The sequence below is a fragment of the Aestuariimicrobium sp. T2.26MG-19.2B genome (assembly GCF_950101875.1).
Classification (GTDB): domain Bacteria; phylum Actinomycetota; class Actinomycetes; order Propionibacteriales; family Propionibacteriaceae; genus Aestuariimicrobium; species Aestuariimicrobium kwangyangense.
Genome location: NZ_CATNLW010000001.1, coordinates 1,680,298 through 1,697,939, shown reverse-complemented (window position 1 = coordinate 1,697,939; position 17,642 = coordinate 1,680,298). Strand labels below are relative to the sequence as shown.

Annotated in this window: 15 protein-coding genes and 1 tRNA gene; 10 read left to right on the top strand and 6 right to left on the bottom strand. The window is 68.7% G+C overall.

Annotation, left to right across the window (positions count from 1 at the left end; genetic code table 11):
* Window positions 1-5 precede the first annotated feature (5 nt).
* From dhaM to QQZ11_RS07555, 4 genes are all read left to right on the top strand, one after another.
* A complete protein-coding gene (gene dhaM, locus QQZ11_RS07570) occupies window positions 6-2,354 on the top strand; it encodes a dihydroxyacetone kinase phosphoryl donor subunit DhaM (RefSeq protein WP_284549651.1) in 2,349 nt (782 codons plus the stop codon).
* A gap of 77 nt (window positions 2,355-2,431) precedes the next feature.
* Window positions 2,432-2,635 (top strand): hypothetical protein, encoded by a 204-nt coding sequence (locus tag QQZ11_RS07565; RefSeq protein ID WP_022911010.1) that lies wholly within the window; start codon window positions 2,432-2,434, stop codon window positions 2,633-2,635.
* A 71-nt stretch (window positions 2,636-2,706) separates the two neighbouring features.
* A complete protein-coding gene (locus QQZ11_RS07560) occupies window positions 2,707-3,516 on the top strand; it encodes a nucleotidyltransferase family protein (RefSeq protein ID WP_284549650.1) in 810 nt (269 codons plus the stop codon).
* Window positions 3,513-4,769, top strand: a complete 1,257-nt coding sequence (locus tag QQZ11_RS07555) for a galactokinase family protein (protein WP_284549648.1) — start codon at window positions 3,513-3,515, stop codon at window positions 4,767-4,769. Before QQZ11_RS07560 ends, QQZ11_RS07555 begins: the two co-directional genes overlap by 4 nt.
* Window positions 4,770-4,793: 24 nt before the next feature.
* On the opposite strand, the gene QQZ11_RS07550 is transcribed toward QQZ11_RS07555, so the two are convergent.
* Complete coding sequence (locus tag QQZ11_RS07550) at window positions 4,794-5,720, bottom strand: cation diffusion facilitator family transporter (protein ID WP_040438582.1); 927 nt, start codon at window positions 5,718-5,720, stop codon at window positions 4,794-4,796.
* A 215-nt stretch (window positions 5,721-5,935) separates the two neighbouring features.
* On the opposite strand from QQZ11_RS07550, the gene QQZ11_RS07545 reads away from it, so the two are divergent.
* The 5 genes from QQZ11_RS07545 to QQZ11_RS07525 all read left to right on the top strand — a co-directional run bounded on the left by QQZ11_RS07545 (window position 5,936) and on the right by QQZ11_RS07525 (window position 10,358).
* Window positions 5,936-6,439, top strand: coding sequence for a MarR family winged helix-turn-helix transcriptional regulator (locus QQZ11_RS07545; protein ID WP_284549646.1), 504 nt, complete (start codon window positions 5,936-5,938; stop codon window positions 6,437-6,439).
* A 1-nt stretch (window position 6,440) separates the two neighbouring features.
* Window positions 6,441-8,099 (top strand): MDR family MFS transporter, encoded by a 1,659-nt coding sequence (locus QQZ11_RS07540; RefSeq protein WP_284549644.1) that lies wholly within the window; start codon window positions 6,441-6,443, stop codon window positions 8,097-8,099.
* Between the two features lie 137 nt (window positions 8,100-8,236).
* Window positions 8,237-9,730, top strand: coding sequence for a patatin-like phospholipase family protein (locus QQZ11_RS07535; RefSeq protein WP_284549643.1), 1,494 nt, complete (start codon window positions 8,237-8,239; stop codon window positions 9,728-9,730).
* A 204-nt stretch (window positions 9,731-9,934) separates the two neighbouring features.
* Window positions 9,935-10,010 (top strand) — tRNA-Lys (locus QQZ11_RS07530).
* 21 nt (window positions 10,011-10,031) lie between these two features.
* On the top strand, window positions 10,032-10,358 hold the full coding sequence (locus tag QQZ11_RS07525) for a hypothetical protein (protein WP_284549642.1): 327 nt from the start codon (window positions 10,032-10,034) through the stop codon (window positions 10,356-10,358).
* A 10-nt stretch (window positions 10,359-10,368) separates the two neighbouring features.
* Here QQZ11_RS07525 and QQZ11_RS07520 read toward each other — a convergent pair whose 3' ends face one another.
* The 3 genes from QQZ11_RS07520 to arsD form a co-directional block, all read right to left on the bottom strand.
* Entirely contained in the window at window positions 10,369-11,343 is a 975-nt protein-coding gene (locus QQZ11_RS07520) for an NYN domain-containing protein (RefSeq protein ID WP_284549641.1), read from the bottom strand.
* A gap of 63 nt (window positions 11,344-11,406) precedes the next feature.
* A complete protein-coding gene (gene arsA, locus QQZ11_RS07515) occupies window positions 11,407-13,176 on the bottom strand; it encodes an arsenical pump-driving ATPase (RefSeq protein ID WP_284549639.1) in 1,770 nt (589 codons plus the stop codon).
* A 17-nt stretch (window positions 13,177-13,193) separates the two neighbouring features.
* The gene (gene arsD, locus QQZ11_RS07510) at window positions 13,194-13,652 is read right to left on the bottom strand and encodes an arsenite efflux transporter metallochaperone ArsD (protein ID WP_284549638.1); all 459 of its coding nucleotides are present in this window, start codon (window positions 13,650-13,652) and stop codon (window positions 13,194-13,196) included.
* A 91-nt stretch (window positions 13,653-13,743) separates the two neighbouring features.
* On the opposite strand from arsD, the gene QQZ11_RS07505 reads away from it, so the two are divergent.
* A complete protein-coding gene (locus tag QQZ11_RS07505) occupies window positions 13,744-14,088 on the top strand; it encodes an ArsR/SmtB family transcription factor (protein ID WP_022911021.1) in 345 nt (114 codons plus the stop codon).
* A 67-nt stretch (window positions 14,089-14,155) separates the two neighbouring features.
* Here QQZ11_RS07505 and QQZ11_RS07500 read toward each other — a convergent pair whose 3' ends face one another.
* Both QQZ11_RS07500 and QQZ11_RS07495 read right to left on the bottom strand, forming a co-directional pair.
* A complete protein-coding gene (locus tag QQZ11_RS07500; protein ID WP_284549637.1) occupies window positions 14,156-16,369 on the bottom strand; it encodes an FG-GAP repeat domain-containing protein in 2,214 nt (737 codons plus the stop codon).
* A gap of 199 nt (window positions 16,370-16,568) precedes the next feature.
* The gene (locus QQZ11_RS07495) at window positions 16,569-17,612 is read right to left on the bottom strand and encodes an alcohol dehydrogenase catalytic domain-containing protein (protein WP_284549636.1); all 1,044 of its coding nucleotides are present in this window, start codon (window positions 17,610-17,612) and stop codon (window positions 16,569-16,571) included.
* Window positions 17,613-17,642 lie beyond the last annotated feature (30 nt).

The following is a 17,642-nucleotide window of genomic DNA, read 5'->3' as shown; positions in this document are numbered from 1 at the left end:
AACCGATGATCGGGGTGGTGGTCGTCTCGCACAGCACCGCCGTGGCTGAGGCCGCTGCCTCGCTCGCCCGCGAGATGGTGCCCGCCGACTCGGGGGTACGCCTTGAACGTGCGGCGGGTACCGCGGACGGTGGGTTCGGCACCGACGCCGTGGCCATCGCCGACGCCATCCAGCGGGCAGACTCGGGTGAGGGCGTGCTCGTGCTGATGGATCTCGGATCCGCGGTGCTGTCGGCCGAGATGGCCTGTGAGTTCCTCGACCCCGACCAGTCAGCACGAGTGAGGCTCTCCCCCGCCCCACTGGTGGAGGGTCTGCTGGTGGCGGCCGTCAGCGCGGCGTCGGGAGCCAGTCTCGACGAGGTCGCCGATGAGGCGCTGTCGGCCCTGTCGGCCAAGCGTGAGCACCTGGGCGCAGTCGATGACGACCAATGGCAGCCAGCTCCCTCCCCCGACATCAGCCCCGCGGCAGCCGGTGATCCGGTGACCGCGGAGTTCGAGATCACCATGCAGCATGGGCTCCACGCCCGACCCGTCGCCCAGTTGGTCAGCGCACTGCGCGCCTTCGATGCCGAGGTGGTGCTCTCGAATGCCACCACCGGACGAGGTCCGGTACCCGCGACCTCGGTCACCAAGGTGGCCACGCTGGGTGTCGCCCACGGCCAGCACCTGGCCGCGGCAGCCGTCGGCCCGCAGGCGCAGCAGGCGATCGACCGCCTGGCCGAACTCGTGTCCGACCAGTTCGGCGAGCGCGAGCCCGACACCTCGGCGGCCAGCGCCGGGATGGCGTCGGGTGGAACCCCCGGAGGTGGCCCTGCCGGGAGCCACCTCACCGGGCGGCAGGTCGTCGTCGGCCCGGCCGTGGTGGTCTCCGACGACCTCGACCTCTCGACCTACACGCCGTCGACCGACGAGCCCGCCAGGGCTGACCGGGTGCTCACGGACCTCGTCGCCGACCTGCAGGCCCGAGCCCAGCGCTCACACGGCGACATCTTCGCCGCACAACTGGCCCTGCTCGACGAGTTGGCGACCTCGGTACGAGACCGCGTCGCCGCCGGTTCCGGGGTCGTGGAGGCGGTCGACACCGTCTTCGGGGAGGTGGCCGCCGAATTCGACCAACTCGCCGACCCCCACCTGCGCGATCGCGCGCAGGACCTTCGCTCCCTGCGCCGCCAACTGCTCGAAGCCCTGCTGCGCCCCTCGGACGACAGCCCCCCGACCGAGGGCGAGCACGTGCTGGTGGTGCAGGAACTCGACGCCCTCACCGCCTCCTCGCTCGACGCGTCCCTCACCCTCGCCGTGCTGACCCGTGCCGGTGGGGCGACCGGGCACGGGGCCCTGGTGGCCGGTTCGCGGGGCATACCCGTGGTGACCGGCCAGGCTGAGTTGTCGGTCGTGACCGGGGACCTCGTCGCTGTCGACCCCGTCGAACAGCGGGTGTGGGTCAACCCGTCACCAGCCGAGTTGGACGACCTGCGGCGCCGCGGCGCCGAGCGGACCCAGGCCGAGGTCGAGGCCCGCCAGCACGGCCACGAGGAGGCCATGACCCGCCAGGGCGCCCTGATCGTGGTGAAGGCCAACATCTCCAACCTGACCGATGCGCAGGTCGCATCCGACCAAGGTGCGGACGGATCAGGTCTGGTGCGCACCGAACTGCTGTTCGGGGACCGCGCAACGGCGCCCTCGGCTGAGGAACAGGCGGAGGTGTTCATCGCCGTGGGCCGGGCCCTGGGCGGTCGTCCGATCACCGTGCGCACCTGGGACGCCGGCGCTGACAAGCCGCTGCGCTTCATCGACCAGGTCGCCGAACTGAACCCCTTCCTCGGCGAACGCGGCGTGCGGACGATGAGGCGGGTGCCCGAGGTCTTCGACGAGCAGTTGCGGGCGGTCGTGCTCGCCAACCGCCAGACCCCGGTGAAGGTGATGCTGCCGATGGTCACCACCACCGACGAGGTGCTGTGGGCGCGGCGGCGACTCGAGGCAGTGTGTCGGGAACTCCACTCCGATCCCGTGCCGCTCGGCATGATGGTCGAGGTGCCAGCCGCAGCCATCCGCGCCGGCGACTTCGTCGACCTGGTCGACTTCGCGAGCATCGGCACCAACGACCTCACCCAGTACACGGCCGCCGTCGACCGGGGCAACGCCTCGGTCCAACGGCTCGCCCGGGACTCGTCCGAAGCGGTCTTCGACCTGATCACCATGACCTGCCTGGGACTGATGGGCCTGCCGGTCAGTGTCTGCGGTGACCTCGCCAGTGACCTCGACGCGGTACCGCGACTGATCCGCGCAGGGGTGACGGAGTTGAGCGTGCGCCCCTCGATGGTGGCGCTGGTCAAGCAGTCCGTGCGGGAGGCCTGACCCGTCCCACGGCGGCGACCGAGCCCCCTTGCGCGTGAACCTGTCCCCTGCATCGGGAGCGTGACTAGGTTGGGGCCATGACCGAGCCACCCAGTGACTTCGACCCGCTCGACGCCATCGAGGAAGCAGCCATCATCGAGGAGATCGACGGCGACGAGGACGTGCCCCGCAGCGACGGCGACCGGGACACCGCACCCCATGAGTCGGAGGGGCTGGAGGAGCCCGTGCTGACCGCCGACGGTCAGGTGGTGCCCGTCGCCCCCGACACGCCCGCCTCCTGAACCGGCGGCACGACGCTCAGGGGGGTGCGCATCTGGCGCAGCGCGCGTCACCCGCTCACTAGGCTGCCGTCATGGCGAACACCAAGGCAGTGATCATGGCGCGCGGGCTCGGCTCGCGCATGCGCAAGCAGGCCGACGGGGTCGCGCTCACCGAGCAGCAACAGGCCGCCGCCGATTCCGGCGTGAAGGCGATGATCTCGGTCGGACGCCCCTTCCTCGACCATGTCATCTCGGCCTTGGCCGATGCCGGTTTCACCGATATCTGCTTGGTGATCGGGCCCGAGCACCAGGTGATCCGCGACCACTACGACAGCGTCGAGAAGACCCGCGTGACGATCAGCTACGCCGTGCAGGAGGAGCCGCTCGGTACCGCCAACGCCTACCTCGCCGCCGCGGACTTCGCGGGTGACGACCGGGTGCTGCTGGTGAACTCCGACAACTACTACCCCGCCGAGGCGGTGGCGCTGCTCAACGGGCTGACCACCTCCGGGCTGCTGGGATTCGACTCCCGCGCCATGATCGAGCAGTCGAACATCCCTGCCGACCGGGTCGCCGCCTTCGCCCTGGTCACCGCGGACGACCAGGGACACCTGACCTCGCTGATCGAGAAGCCCTCCCCCGACCAGGTGGCCGCTGCCGGTGAGTCGCCGCTGGTGTCGATGAACTGCTGGCTGCTCGGGCCGGCCGTGCTCGAGGCCGCCCGCCACGTGCCGCTGTCGGCGCGCGGCGAGTACGAGATCGTGGACGCCGTGCGGGCAGCCATCGAGTCCGGTGAGACCGTCACCCTGGTGCCCGTGCGGGCCGGGGTGCTCGACATGTCGAACCGCGGCGACATCGCCTCGGTCGGTGAGGCCCTCGCAGATCGTCCGTGCACCCTGTGAGCGCCCAGACCGGCCGTCGGGTCGACGCCGTCGTGCGGTGGTTCGTGCCCGGGCGCATCGAGGTGTTGGGCAAGCACACCGACTACGCCGGCGGCCGCTCGCTGCTGGCCGCCGTCGACCGGGGTGTGACCGTCGAGGCGAGGTTCGCGTCGGGCGACGAGTTCATCGGACGAACCGACGCCACCCCGGGCGAGGTGGTGCTGATGCGTACCGGTGAGGCACCCCGCTCGGGCCATGGAGCATCCCTGCCCGAGGGCCACTGGGGCCACTACCTGGCCACTGTCGTCGACCGTCTCCGCTCCAATTTCGGTGCCCTGCCCCCGGCCGAGATCGAGGTCAGCTCGGACCTTCCACTGGCCAGTGGCATGTCGTCGTCATCGGCCCTCATCACCGCGATCGCCTTGGCGCTGGTCGACCTCAACTCGATCACCGACCACCCGGCGTGGCGTGAGAACATCGCCACCCGTATCGACCTGGCCGGCTACGTGGCCTGCATCGAGAACGGCATGTCTTTCGGCAGCCTGGCGGGACATCGGGGGGTCGGAACCTTCGGTGGATCCGAGGACCACACCGGCATGCTCTGCGGCGTCACCGGCCACCTCGGTCAGTTCTCGTTCTGCCCCATCCGGGAGGAGGCCCAGATCCCCTTCCCCGACGACCTGTCGTTCGTCGTGGCCGTCTCGGGGGTGGCCGCCGAGAAGACCGGTGCCGCCCGTGACCTCTACAACCGGGCCTCACTGTCGACCCTCGAGATCGTCGACCGCTGGAACGCCCAGACCGGGCGCTCCGACGTGGTGCTCGCCGACGCCGTCGCCTCCTCACCCGATGCTCCCGACCGGCTACGGGCCCTGGTGGCCGGCGACGACCGTCTTGCGAAGCGGTTGCACCAATTCCTCGAGGAGTCCGACCGCATCGTCCCCGCCGCTGCGGCGGCCTTGGCGGCAGGTGACCTCGTCGGGTTCGGACGACTCGTCGACCAGTCGCAGCGGTTGACCACCACCGACCTGGGCAACCAGGTGGACGAGACCGTCGCCCTGGCCCGGTTGGCACGCGAGCGCGGCGCGCTGGCTGCCTCGGCCTTCGGGGCAGGCTTCGGTGGTTCGGTGTGGGCGCTTGTCCCCACGGTCGACGCCGAGGAGTTCGCCGCCGGCTGGCTGGCCGAGTACCGCTCGCAGTTCCCGGACGCCGGTGCCCGCGCGACCACGTTGGTCACCCGCCCGGGTGACCCGGCTCGGCCCGTCGCCATCGGCTGAGCACGGCTGCCTGCAACGTCGGTCTCAGATGTCCATGTCCTCATAGGATCGAGGATCCTCGATCGGCTCCAGGTGCATCGTGATCCTCAGTTCGGGCATCAGCTTCAGCAGTTCCTCGGTGACGTCCTCGACGGCGTCGTGACCCTGCTGCACGCTCCAGTCGCCGGGCACCAACATGTGCACCGCCATGAACTGTCGCCGCCCCGACTCGCGGGTGCGCAGGGCGTGGAAGATGATCTCCTCGGAGCTGAAGCGGTCGAGCAGCGCCACGATGGCCTCGTTGTCGTCCTTCGACAGCGAGGCGTCCATCAGGCCAGCGGTCGACTCGGCGATCAGGCGCCACCCGGTCACCAGGATGTTGATGCCCACCGCGAAGGCGACGATGGCATCCAGCCGCGTCCAGTGAGTGATCACGACGAGCCCGACACCGACGATGACGCCGACCGAGGTCCACACGTCGGTCAGCAGGTGGTGGCCGTCGGCCCGAAGGGTGACCGAGCGGTGGTTGCGTCCGGCCCGGATCAGCACCCACGCCACCAGCCCGTTGATCACCGAGGCCAGCGCCGAGACGGCCAGACCGACGCCGATGTTCTCCAGGGGCTGCGGTGAGAAGAAGCGGGTGATGGCCGAGTACATGATCACCGCCGCGGCGACGAAGATCATGATCCCCTCGACCGCAGCCGAGAAGTACTCAGCCTTCGAGTGGCCGTACTGGAAGGACTTGCTGGGCGGACGGATGGCCACCTTGAGCGCGACCAGGGCGACGATGGCCGCCACCAGGTTGACGATCGACTCGGCCGCGTCCGAGAGCAGACCGACCGATCCGGTCATCAACCAGGCACCGGTCTTGAGGGCGATCGTGACGATCGCAGCCGCGATCGAGAGCCAGGCGAACCGACTCAGGTCTTCGGGAGCGGCGCGGTGGTGGATGGAGTCGACAGGCGTGGTCACGTCAGCATTCTCCCAGAACTCGCGGGCCGGGACCCTCGCGGGGGTCGCCGACGAGAGACCCACCTGCGGCAGACCACTCCCCCACCCCTCAGCCGAGGGCGAACGGATTTCGTTTGCATCCTGCAAACACCCGGCGCAAACTAATTGCGGGGTGCAATCAACGCTCCTGAGCGGCACTGGCCGCTCCGATCCATGATCCGCTCGAAGGAACCGCCGTGCCCACGCCTCCCGCCCGCACCTTGGGTGACCACTTGATGCGACTCGTCAAGCTGATCCAGGCCGGCAAGCACCTGATGCAGGTGCCCCACCCCGACGTGGATCCCTTCCACTACCCCATCCTGTTCCGGGTCTGGGCCGAACCCCAGAGACTCAGCGACCTGGCCCAGGCCCTGCACGCCGACGTCTCGACCACCAGCCGACAGGTCAGCCACCTCACCCAACTGGGGCTGATCGAGAAGGTGCCCGACCCGCAGGACCGCCGCGCGGCCCAACTGGGCATCACCGAGCAGGGCAAGGCCTTCGTCCTCGCCCTCCGCGCCTCCCGCAACCAGCAGTTGGACGAGGTGATGGCTGGCTGGTCCGCGGAGGACCGGGACCAGTTCACCCACCTGCTCGCCCGCTTCCTCGACGACCTCGACGTCGGGCTGCAGCGGCTCCGCGAAGCCAAGTCCTCGGTTCCAGCATCGTCCCAGCCCACCACCGACCAGCAGGAGTGCTGACATGACCTCCCACGCCACCGCCGAATCGGCACCAGCCAGCGCCCAGGCCGACGCCGGCCTCACCCACGCGCAGATCGTCACCATCCTGATCGGCCTGATGACCGGCATGTTCCTGGCCGCGCTCGACCAGACCATCGTCGCCACGGCCATCCGCACGATCGCCGACGATCTGGACGGTCTGAGCCAGCAGGCTTGGGCCACCACCGCCTACCTGATCACCTCGACCATCGTCACGCCCTTGTACGGCAAGCTGTCGGACATCTACGGGCGCAAGCGCTTCTTCCTCTCCGCCATCACCATCTTCGTCTTCGGGTCGGCGCTGTGCTCGCTGGCGGGGTCGATGTACCAGTTGGCGGTCTTCCGCGCCGTCCAGGGACTCGGCGCCGGAGGCCTGTTCTCCTTGGCGCTGGCGATCCTCGGTGACATCGTCCCCCCGCGGGAGCGCGCCCGCTATCAGGGCTTCTTCCTCGCCGTCTTCGGCACCTCGTCGGTGCTGGGCCCGGTGGTCGGTGGGTTCCTGGCTGGCCAGTCATCCATCCTCGGGGTCTCGGGCTGGCGCTGGGTCTTCCTGGTGAACGTGCCTCTCGGACTGATTGCCTTCATCGTGGTGGCACGAACCCTGCACCTGCGTCATCGACGCCTCGACCACCGCATCGACTGGTGGGGTGCTGCGGCGCTCTCCGTCGCCGCGGTCCCGCTGCTGCTGGTGGCCGAGCAGGGCCGCAGGTGGGGCTGGGGTTCATTGGACTCGATCCTCTGCTACGCCGTCGGCCTGGTCGGAATCGTCTCGTTCGCCCTCATCGAGAGGCGCATGGGCGACGAGGCTCTGTTGCCCTTTCACCTGTTCCGCAACCGCACGATCGGCATCTCGTCCATCATCTCGGTGGTGATCGGCATCGGCATGTTCGGTGGTCTGGCCATGCTGCCGCTGTACCTCCAGATCGTCCGCGGCGCCTCCCCCACCAAGGCCGGCCTGCTGATGCTGCCGCTCACCTTGGGCATCATGACCGGTTCGGTGTTGGCTGGACAGCTGATCAGCAAGTTCGGACGCTACCGCCGCTTCATCCGCATGGGCGGGTTGCTGCTGACCGTGGGGCTGGTGCTCTTCAGCTTCCTGCGCTACGACACGGCCATGTGGAAGGTGATGCTTCCCATGATCGTGTTCGGGCTGGGGCTGGGCTTCATGATGCAGCCCCTGATGCTGGCGGTGCAGAACTCCGCCGACCGCAAGGACATGGGAGTGGCCACCTCGTCGGCCACGTTCACCCGCCAGATCGGAGGCACCCTGGGTACCGCGGTCTTCCTGTCGATCCTGTTCTCGGTGGTACCGACCAAGTTGGCAGAGGCATTCACCAGATGGGTGCCCACGGCCGAGTTCCAGGCGGCCGTCAAGGATCCCCAGGTGATGCAGAACCCGGTCAACCAGGCCTTCGTCAAGGCGCTGCAGTCCGGCGACCGGGGCGGGCTCAACCCCTTGAGCGACAGTTCGTTCATCCAGCACTTGGACCCGCGTCTGGCCAGGCCCTTCCTCGAGGGCTTCTCGAACTCGATGAACCTCGTCTTCCTGGTGGGTGCCTGCGTCATGTTCGTGGGTTGGTTGGTGACCTTCCTGCTCCCCCACGTCGAGCTCCAGGGTGGGGAGCGCCCCGCGGCCGAGTGACGTGGGTGGGCCCCTCCCTTGTCTCCGGACGAGGCTGGGGCCATCGGTGACAACAACCTGCCCCCCGAGGGAAGGATGACCGCGAATGGCGGCTCCCCTCCCACGGGGGGCAGTCGCATGTCACCTAGGCTGAGGCCATGTCGCGGTTCTCGTGGAGTGGACTGCCCACCTTGCCGTGGTCGCACGGCGCCAACCCCGTCGAGGGCCTCGTCCTCTCGGGAGGGGGCTCCAAGGTGAGCTTCCAGCTGGGTGCCCTGCGTTACCTCTACGAGGTGGTGGGGATCCGGCCGAGTGTGGTGGTGGGCACGTCCTCCGGTTCGATCCTGTCGGCCATGATCGGACAGAGCATCGACCCCGAGGAGCAGGCCGCCGGAGTCAGGCAGCTGGAGGGGCTCTTGTACGAACTGCGCCGTCAGTCAGACATGTTCACCGAGCGGCCTTGGTTCACCACCCTGCAGGCGCGGGGTCAGGAGTGGGTCGCGCTGCTCTCCACCGAGCGTCCGATGCCGTCCGCGCCCAAGCTGGGAGCGACCAGGAAGCGCGCCACGGACGACGATCCCCCGCTCGCGGATGAGGAACAGCTGTCCGGCCAGGCGGAGACCCTCCGGATCGCGATGGCCGAGAACACCCCCGAGACCAGCGGCTGGTCGCCCTCGGTGGTGATGCAACTGATGTCGAGCCTGCCGCGGTTACGGGGGGCGCCTTCGGATCTCGGCATCATCCTGCGGGGAGCTGAGGCGACCCGCTCGATGTACCGTCCCGGTCCCCTGCTCGAGCGGTTGTTGGACGAGCAGACGTACCGCTCCGACAAGGTCGCCTCGTCGGGCATGACGGTGCGGATCTCGACCGTCTGTCTGGAGTCGGGCGAGCTGCGATTCATGCGTCAGGACGGGCGGCTCGTCGATCGCGACGACGAAGTGGTCGGCCACGAGGTGCACGACTTCTCCCGCGGGGTACTGGCCTCCTGCTCGATCCCGGCGGTGTTCGCCCCCGTGGAGTTGGAGGGCGAGTACTACGTCGACGGGGGTGTCCGGGAGAACATCCCCGCCGAAATGGCAGCCAAGCTGGGGGTGGATCGCTGCTGGGTGGTCAGCTCGGCCGCGGTCGACAACCCTCCCAAGCACAGCTTCGCCGTCTCCTCGATCGCCCTGATCGCCTCGCGTGCCACCGAGATCATGGCGGACGAGATCGAGCGCGACGAAATCGCCTATGCCCGCTCGGCCGGCATGCGGGTGATCGAACCGGAGGTTCCGGTGCACCAGCCGTTGCAGGTCGACCCGGGGCTGATCCGGATCAACCGGGACTACGGCTGGTTGCGTGCCGCCGAGGCGCATCTCGACGTGCCGCTGGCTCAGCGGAACACCCACCGCAGGCTGATCGAGTTGAGGTGCGAGGCGCACCGACTTGAGGCGGAGCACTTCGTCAGGAGGCGGGGCGAGCGTTCAAGGGCTACCGAGGACCAGTTGCGCGACCTGACCGCGGTGAAGCTCGAGATCGCCGACGCCATCGGTCACTCACGACACGAGGCCCTTCCCGAGGGCCACGAGCGGTGGGCCAGCGAGTGGGAGCAGCATCCCTCCCAGCCGACGCGGCGTCCACCGTGGTTGAGTGCGGCGGGCCGCAGGAGCTGAGCGGCGGTGGGCTGCCACGCCCGAGGCGCGTGGCCCGCGACGTCCCTGGCTCATCTTGCGCGGGCGGGGTCAGTGGGGGTCGGTGACCCATTCCGGCTTCCGGATCGCCCCAGCGGCAGGTTGCGGGGGCTCAGTGCCATCGAGCAGCCGGATCGGTGCACCCTCGCGCAATGACCAGCCGTGCGTGCCCGCTAGGATTGGCGGGCCCCTATAGCTCAGTTGGCAGAGCAGTGGACTTTTAATCCATGGGTCGCGGGTTCGATCCCCGCTGGGGGCACCAGCTCGCCCCTAGGGTGGTCGAGTGCCGTCCTACCGCGTCAGTGTCGACATCCTGGCGACGAGGCCGGGCGTGGCGCACGAGAGCGTGCTCCCCGCGGCGGAGGCAACGGTTTCCCGCACTCACCGGGTGGAGGACCGCAGCATCGAGGTCATCGGCGGGCAGCCCCAGATCCACCTGAGATTCGGCGTGGCCGCCTCGAACGACCGGTCCGAGGACGAGGACGCCGAGGCCGTCGTGCGAGCCGTCGTCACCGAACTCGACCGGGTCGCCCACTGCGGACGATGGACCCTCAGGCGCGGACGGGGCGGCCGCTGGTTCCCGGTTCGCGCGGGATGGGCTCCCCTGTGATGCCTGCCGTTCAGGAGGCCTCGGGCTTGGCCTTCGCCCGGCTCGCTCGCTTGGGACGTTGCGCGGTCTGATCGGCCGGCTCACCAGCCGTCGCCTGCGCGACCGTGGCTTTCGGGGCCGCAGCCTTCGCAGCCGTGGTTTTCGCTGGGGCCTTGGCGGCGCGCCTCTGGCGCAGGCGCACCTGTCGTCCGCTGCCATGGGTGCGGGTGTCGAGATAGGGCTGTTCGTCGACCAGGGAGCTGAGCTTGGCATGCCCGAAGTCGCGGGGGTCGAAGTCCGCATGGGCGCGGCTCAGGTGCTGGCCCACCTGGCTCAACTTGGCCCACCCGTCGTCCCCCGAGGTGGCGTTGATCGCCTTGGTGAGCACGCTCTGCAGGTTGATGGTCGGCCCCTCGGGCGCAGCGTCCGCACCGGACGAGCCGCGGTCGGCCGACTCCGGGGAAGCGGGCGCGGCAGCCGTGGTCGCCGGGGCAGTGGCTGCTGCGCGGTCGGTGCCGACGGGGTCCTGCTCGGTGTCGGCCTCGGCCTGCCGCTCCTGCTCCTGCAGCACCTCGAGGAAGATGAACTGGTCGACGGCCCGACGCAGCGACTCGGGGGTCTTGCGGCGTCCGAGCCCGAACACCCGCTTGCCCGACTCGCGCAGGCGGGTGGCCAACCGGGTGAAGTCGGAATCGGACGAGACGATGGCGAAGGCCTCGACGTTGCCCTGCCACAGCAGGTCCATCGCGTCGATGATCAGGGCGGAGTCCGTGCTGTTCTTGCCCACCGTGTTCGCGAACTGCTGCACTGGCTGGATGGCGTTGCGCAGCAGTTCCTGCTTCCACCCCGTGAGCTGGCTGGTCGTCCAGTCGCCGTAGGCGCGCTTGACGGTCGGCACCCCATAGGTGGCCAGCTCCTCGAGCACGGCCGCGATGTGCTTGGAGGAGACGTTGTCGCAGTCGATCAGAACGGCGATCCGGGTCGAGCTGCTGGTGTCGGTGTCCACGGCTTCCACCCTAGTGGCGCGACCGAGCGCGGATACCGGCACCCCACAGCTCGACCTCCCTGCTCAGATCGCCGCCAACGAGGCGTCCTGGGTGAAACCGGCCAAGAGCTCGACCCCCACGGGCTCCTCGACCTGCATGGGGACGACCGCCATCCGCGGCGCGACCTCCTGCACGGCGGCCAGTTGCTCAAGTTCCCGCCGAGCGCGCCGCACCAGGAACGGGTCGGAGGGACGAGCGGCAGCCAGCGAGGCGTTCACCACCCAGGCCCAGGGTGTGATCTCGGCTCGGGCGAGATCGTCCACCAGCCCTTTCGCCTCGAGCACCGGCGTCGTCTCGGCCAAGGTGACGACGATGATCTTGGTGTAGTCCGGGTTCTGCAGTCGCATCAGCGGGGTGGTCACCCGGGCCAGTTGTGCCTGGTCGAGGTGACGGGTGATGTCCCGGTGGTACGAACCGGTCGCGTCCATCAGCAGGAGGGTGTGACCGGTGGGCGCCGTGTCCATGATCACGAACTGGTCGCGGGCCCGGTTCACGGCACGACTGAACTGCTGGAAGACGGCGATCTCCTCGGTGCACGGACTCATCAGGTCTTCGGCCAAGGCGGCTCGGCCGGCCTCGTCCAGCGCTGCCCCCTTGGTGCGCATGACGTGCTCGCGATAGTCCGACGTGGCTTGGTGCGGGTCGATGGAGGTCACCTCGAGGCCGGGCAGTCCGCCACCCAGCGCCTCCGACAGGTGGGCAGCCGGGTCGGTCGTGGTCAGCAGCACCCGCTTTCCGCGGGCGATGAGCGCGACGGCCAGGGCGGCCGCGATGGTGGTCTTGCCCACGCCGCCCTTGCCCATGGTCATCACCAGACCGCGGTCCTCGGTGGCGAGGTCGTCGACGAGTTCGGCCAGGGACGGCAGCATCAGGTCGGGCAGGGGTGGGGCATCCGGGGCAGGGGCACTGTCGTGTTCGGCCAACAGCAGATCGAGCGCAGGCAGGCCGACCATGTTCTCGACCTTCAGCCCGATCCTGTCGCACTCCAGCTCAGCCAGGCACGCGGGCAGCTCGGCCAGCGCCGACGCCTCTCGCTCCTGGATCGCATGGCGCAGAAGGTCGTCCGAGTCCCCGGGCGGCATCACCCCGTTGACCACCAGATGACTGGGCCGGATGCCGAGCTCGCTGAGTTCGTCCACGGTTCGGGCCACCTCGTCGAGCGTGGAGCGTTGCGCCCGCGCGACCAGGACGATCCGCGTGGCCTCGTGGTCGGTGAGCCGCTCGACAGCGGCTCGATACGTGGTCCTGCTCTTCTCGAGCCCGGCCATCGGTCCCAGACAGGACGCGTCCCCCAACCCGTCGTCGAGGTAGCTCGTCCAACTCCCCGGCAACTGCAGCAGGCGGATCGTGTGGCCGGTGGGAGCCGTGTCGAAGATGACGTGGTCGTAGGCGGCGGTGGACGACGGGTCGGCGAGCAGGTCGGTGAACTCGTTGAAGGAGGCGATCTCGGTGGTGCACGACCCCGACAACTGCTCGGTGATCGCCTCGATCTCGCGGGCGGGAAGGATCAGGCGCACCGGGGCGATGATCTTCTCCCGATAGGCGTGCGCGGCCTCGTCGGGGTCGATCTCGATGGCGTCGAGCCCGGGTACGGACTCGATGGGCGTGATCGCATCCCCGATCCGGGTCTTCAGCACCTGACCCACGTTGCTGGCCGGGTCGGTGCTGACCAGCAGTACCCGCTTGCCGGAACGTGCGAGGTGAAGGGCGGTGGCGCAGGCGACGCTGGTCTTGCCCACGCCACCCTTGCCCGTGAAGAAGAAGTGGCGCGGCGGGTTCTCGAGAAAGTGCATGCTGCGTACCGGCCGATTCAGCAGCAGGCGTTGGTGGTGGAGGACCCGGCGGTGGACGACCCGGCGGTGGACGAGTCCGATGAACTGCAGCACGAACTGCCCGACGAAGCGGACGACCCCCCGCAGCATCCTGACGACGCCATCGGAAGAGGGTTGGCAGTGGCGGGAACGGGGTCCAACCCGGCGAAGCGCAGCAGTTCCTCGCGACTGGGGTGGCGTCCCGTCAGCACGGTCACATCGTCGACCAAGGTGAGGGGCAGGCCGGCGGAACCGGCGGCGTGGAGGAAGCTCACCACCACGGGATTCTCGGCGAACAGGGCCGGGTCGCTGGCAAGGTTCGCTCGTTGGATGTCGACACCTTGGCTCCTGACTGCATCGAGGTCAGCGGTGAAAGTCACCAAGGACTGGTCGACATCCGGTCCGCAGACCCCGGTGTTGCAGCACAGGGCGGGTTCGAAGACGCGAATGGTGGGCATGGGGGACCTCCGGGACGTATTGACGAGTGTCGATGCATCGATCCTCGTCATCGTATCGACGAGTGTCAATACGTCAGGGTAGGGTGATCCCATGAACTTCCGCACAGAGACCCTCCCGGTGGTCGAACTGTGCGCACCGGCTGCGGAGACGATCGACGTGCCCGAGGCCGAGGCGCTGGCAGTGGTGGCCAAGGCGCTGGCCGACCCGGTCCGGCTGAGGATCTTCCACCACATCGCGGCCAGCAGGTGTTCCAGTGTGTGCGCCTGTCACCTGCCCGAGGTGTTCGGGGTCGGACAGCCGACCTTGTCCCACCACCTGAAGAAGCTGGTGGAGGCTGGCCTGGTGAACCGTGAGATGCGGGGACGATGGGCCCACTTCACGCCGCGCCCCGAAGGGCTGGAGGCGCTGCGGACCTTCTTGGGGGCGATGGGCTGAGGGCGCCCGAAAACCTCCTCGGGGAGGGATCGGGCGCCCTTGTGCTCCGGACCCGGGAGTCCCCCGCTCAGGCGAGCAGGGTGTAGCCCTTGAACCCGGTACCCAACTGGGTGGCTGCCGACCAGCCGCCGCGTCCGTTGTTCTTGTAGCCGTACAGCACACCCGATGAGTTCACACCCACCAGGTCGAAGCGACCATCACCCGACATGTCACCCGGGGAGAACGCATGGGCGAAACCGCCCCATCCGCGTCCCACCTGAACGCCGCCGGCCAGGGTGCCATTCGTACGACCCGCATAGAACCACATCGTCCCGTCGCTGGAACGAACACCAATGATGTCGCCCCGCCCGTCACCGTTGAAGTCGCCGACCGAGAAGAAGAAACGCATCCCGCTCCACCCGCTGCCGATCTTCACCCCACTCGACAGACCCGTGTTCGACATCTGGTAGCGGTACAACAAACCCGTCGACTTCTGCCTGGCCACCACATACTGCGTCGAAGAACCACTCAGCTTGCCCGCGAACACGATCTTGTCCATACCGCCCCAGTTCTGGCCCACCTTCCGCCACGGGTACAAACCACCCGAAGCCGACGACCGGTAGATCCACAGACTGTTGTCCGCACGACGCACCAGCGTGTCGGAGCGACGATCACCGGACCAGTCACCGATCTGCACGAGGTAGGTCGCCAACCGCGACAATCCCGTCGAGGTCGTCCGGAACAACGACAAGAACCCGTCCGAGTCCGCCGCATAGATGTCGGCGAACGAATCACCCGTGTGCTCACCGAACCTGCCCGTCGCGGCGAAGGTCGGCATCACCTTGGCGGTGCCCACCACCTTGGTGGTGGTGCTGTTGTTGCCCATGATGTCGGACAGGCCAGCAGCGTCGAAGCGGAAGGTCAGAGCCCACGGGGTGGTGCCCTTGGGGATGGTCCAACCCATGATCCACCAACCGTCCAGGGGGGTGCCCTGGTAGAGCTCCATCGCCTCGCTGGTGACGAATCCTTGGCTGTCGTACAGGGCCAGGGTGGGCGGGTTGGTGCCGCTGGCGTCCTTGATGCGCACCAGGACGACCACCTGGGCGTCGGTGAGGGAGGCGTCGATCGAGCTGGGGCTGACGAAGGAGTCGACCACCACGGGCGCCGCCACGTCGGGGGTGTTGACGACGGTGAAGCGTGCGAGCTCCTTGACCGCGGTCCACGTGTTCCCGACCGCGTCGCTGGCCGGACCCATCTTGACGATCCAGGTGCCGGCTTGGGCTCGCACCGGTACCTCGTACTGGGCTCGCCACGTACCGGACACCGCGGTGCCGCTGACGAGCGTCATCCCGTAGTCGGGGTCACAGATGCCGCCCTGTACGTACACACAGATCATCGGGGGCCTGACGCCCGACGGGTCGGAGAGCTGGGCCTGCACCACCACCACCTTCCATGCAGAAGTGACATCGACACTGCTCGGGGAGACGCTGCTCGAGACCAGGGTCGGTGGCGTGGTGTCGGTGGAGGCCAGCCGCACACCGACGTTGCCGACGGTGATCGGGTCGGCCACGTTCCCGACCTTGTCCTTCAGGTCGGACAGCACCACGGTCCAGGTGCCGGAGGCCGCGGTATCGGCCGGAACGCGCAGGGTCGCACCCCATCTGCCGTTGAGTTCGGTGCCGCTCGAGCGGGCCAGCGAGGCGCTGGGTTGGGGGTTCCCGGCTGGATCTTCCAGGTGCACCGACCCGGAGAGCACGCCCGACGGGTCGGCGAGGTCGAGGGCCACGGTGACCACGTTCGAGTCCGCCGGCAGGGTGATGATCGACGGGGTGGTCGAGACGTTGGACGTCTGCGGGGCCATCGTGTCGGGGGCCACCACCACGGTGAACCCGGCAACAGCGATGGCGCTGGCGCTCTGGTTCCCGAGCGTGTCACGCACAGGCCCGACGTTCACCGTCCACTGGCCGGCCTTCGCACGAGCCGCCACGGAGTAGGTTCCGGTCCAGGTGCCCGACTGCGCGGTACCGGACGAGAGGGCGAGGGCGACACTGGCGACACTGGGGGTGTCGGGCGAGGAGACCACCGCCGTGGGAGCCTCGGTTCCCGTCTCGTCCGTGATCGTCACGGCGATGGTCACCTGCTGGGCGTCCGTGGTGACGTCGACCTCCATCGGGGTGACCGTTGATGCGGTCACCACCGGAGCGGCGAAGTCATCGGCGGCGTGTGCCACCCCTCCGGCGAGTCCCAGCCCGACGACCAACATTGTCGCGAGCGCGATCCGCGCAATTCTTGTAGCCCCCATGGCTCATTCTTTCTCGAAAGGTCCGCCTCACCGACGGTGAGCACTCGGACGCGTGCACGGTAACCCACGGGCCGGTTCAGCGCGCAGCCGGGGGTGGTGCATTTGTCCACGATCGAGTCGAAATCGTTACCACGGAGCGTCGCAGAGCGAAATGCGCCTCAGGTGCCTCGCAGCGCAACGGGGAATCTTCGCCCAGTGATCACGGCCTGATGATCGTCACCCCTGGCACAGCCATGGATCCGTCCCCCATGGCCACCAGCGCCGCGGGCGCCTCGTCCAGACTGATCGTGCGACCCAGCAGCCGCTCCGGCTGCAGCCGCCCAGCAGCGATGTCGGCCAGCATCCGCGGATAGTCGACGGCGGCCATCCCGTGGCTGCCGAGCACCTGCAGTTCGCGGGCGATCACCAGATGCATCGGCACGCTGGACCGGTCCGCGACAACCGCGGGCGGGAGCAGGCCGATCTGAAGATGCCGACCGTGCACCCGCAATGACTCGGTCGCCGCGCGGGCGGTCGGGATGCTGCCGAGGGCGTCGACCGCGACGTCGGCGCCGCCGAACCACACGAGTCTCACCTCGTCAGCTATGGACCTGGCGGCGTCGACCAGATGCGTCGCGCCGACCGATGCAGCGACCTCCAGCGCCCCGGACGACACGTCCACCGCGAGCACTTCTGCACCGAGCGAGGCGGCGACCATCACCGCCGCGAGTCCCACGCCACCGCACCCCACGACGACGACGCGCTCCCCCGCCTGCACCTTCGCGACGTCGACGACGCCCCGGTAGGCCGTCGCGAACCGGCAGCCGAGTCCCGCCGCCACCTCGAAGCTCACCTCGGGCGGCAGCGTCACCGCGTTGAAGTCTGCGGCCGGCACGGCCACGAGTTCGGCGAACGATCCCGGCCCGTTGAAGCCGGGCTGCCACTGGTTCGGGCAGACCTGGGCCGCACCGGTCCGGCAGGTGTCGCAGTCGCCGCAGCCCAGCACGAAGGGGACGACGACCCGGTCGCCGAGGCGCACCTGCTTCACGCCTGCGCCCACCGAACGGACAACGCCAGCGAACTCGTGCCCCGGGATGTGCGGCGGCGTGATGTCGGCGTCGTGGCCGGCCCAGCCATGCCAGTCCGAACGGCACAGACCCGTCGCGCGAACCTCGATGACGATGCCCCCGCTGGCTGGCTCAGGGTCCGGGACATCCTCGACCACCGGCAGCTGACCGAAGGCGGCGTATCGCACAGCTCTCACGGACGAATCCTTGCATCAGCGGCGGCGATT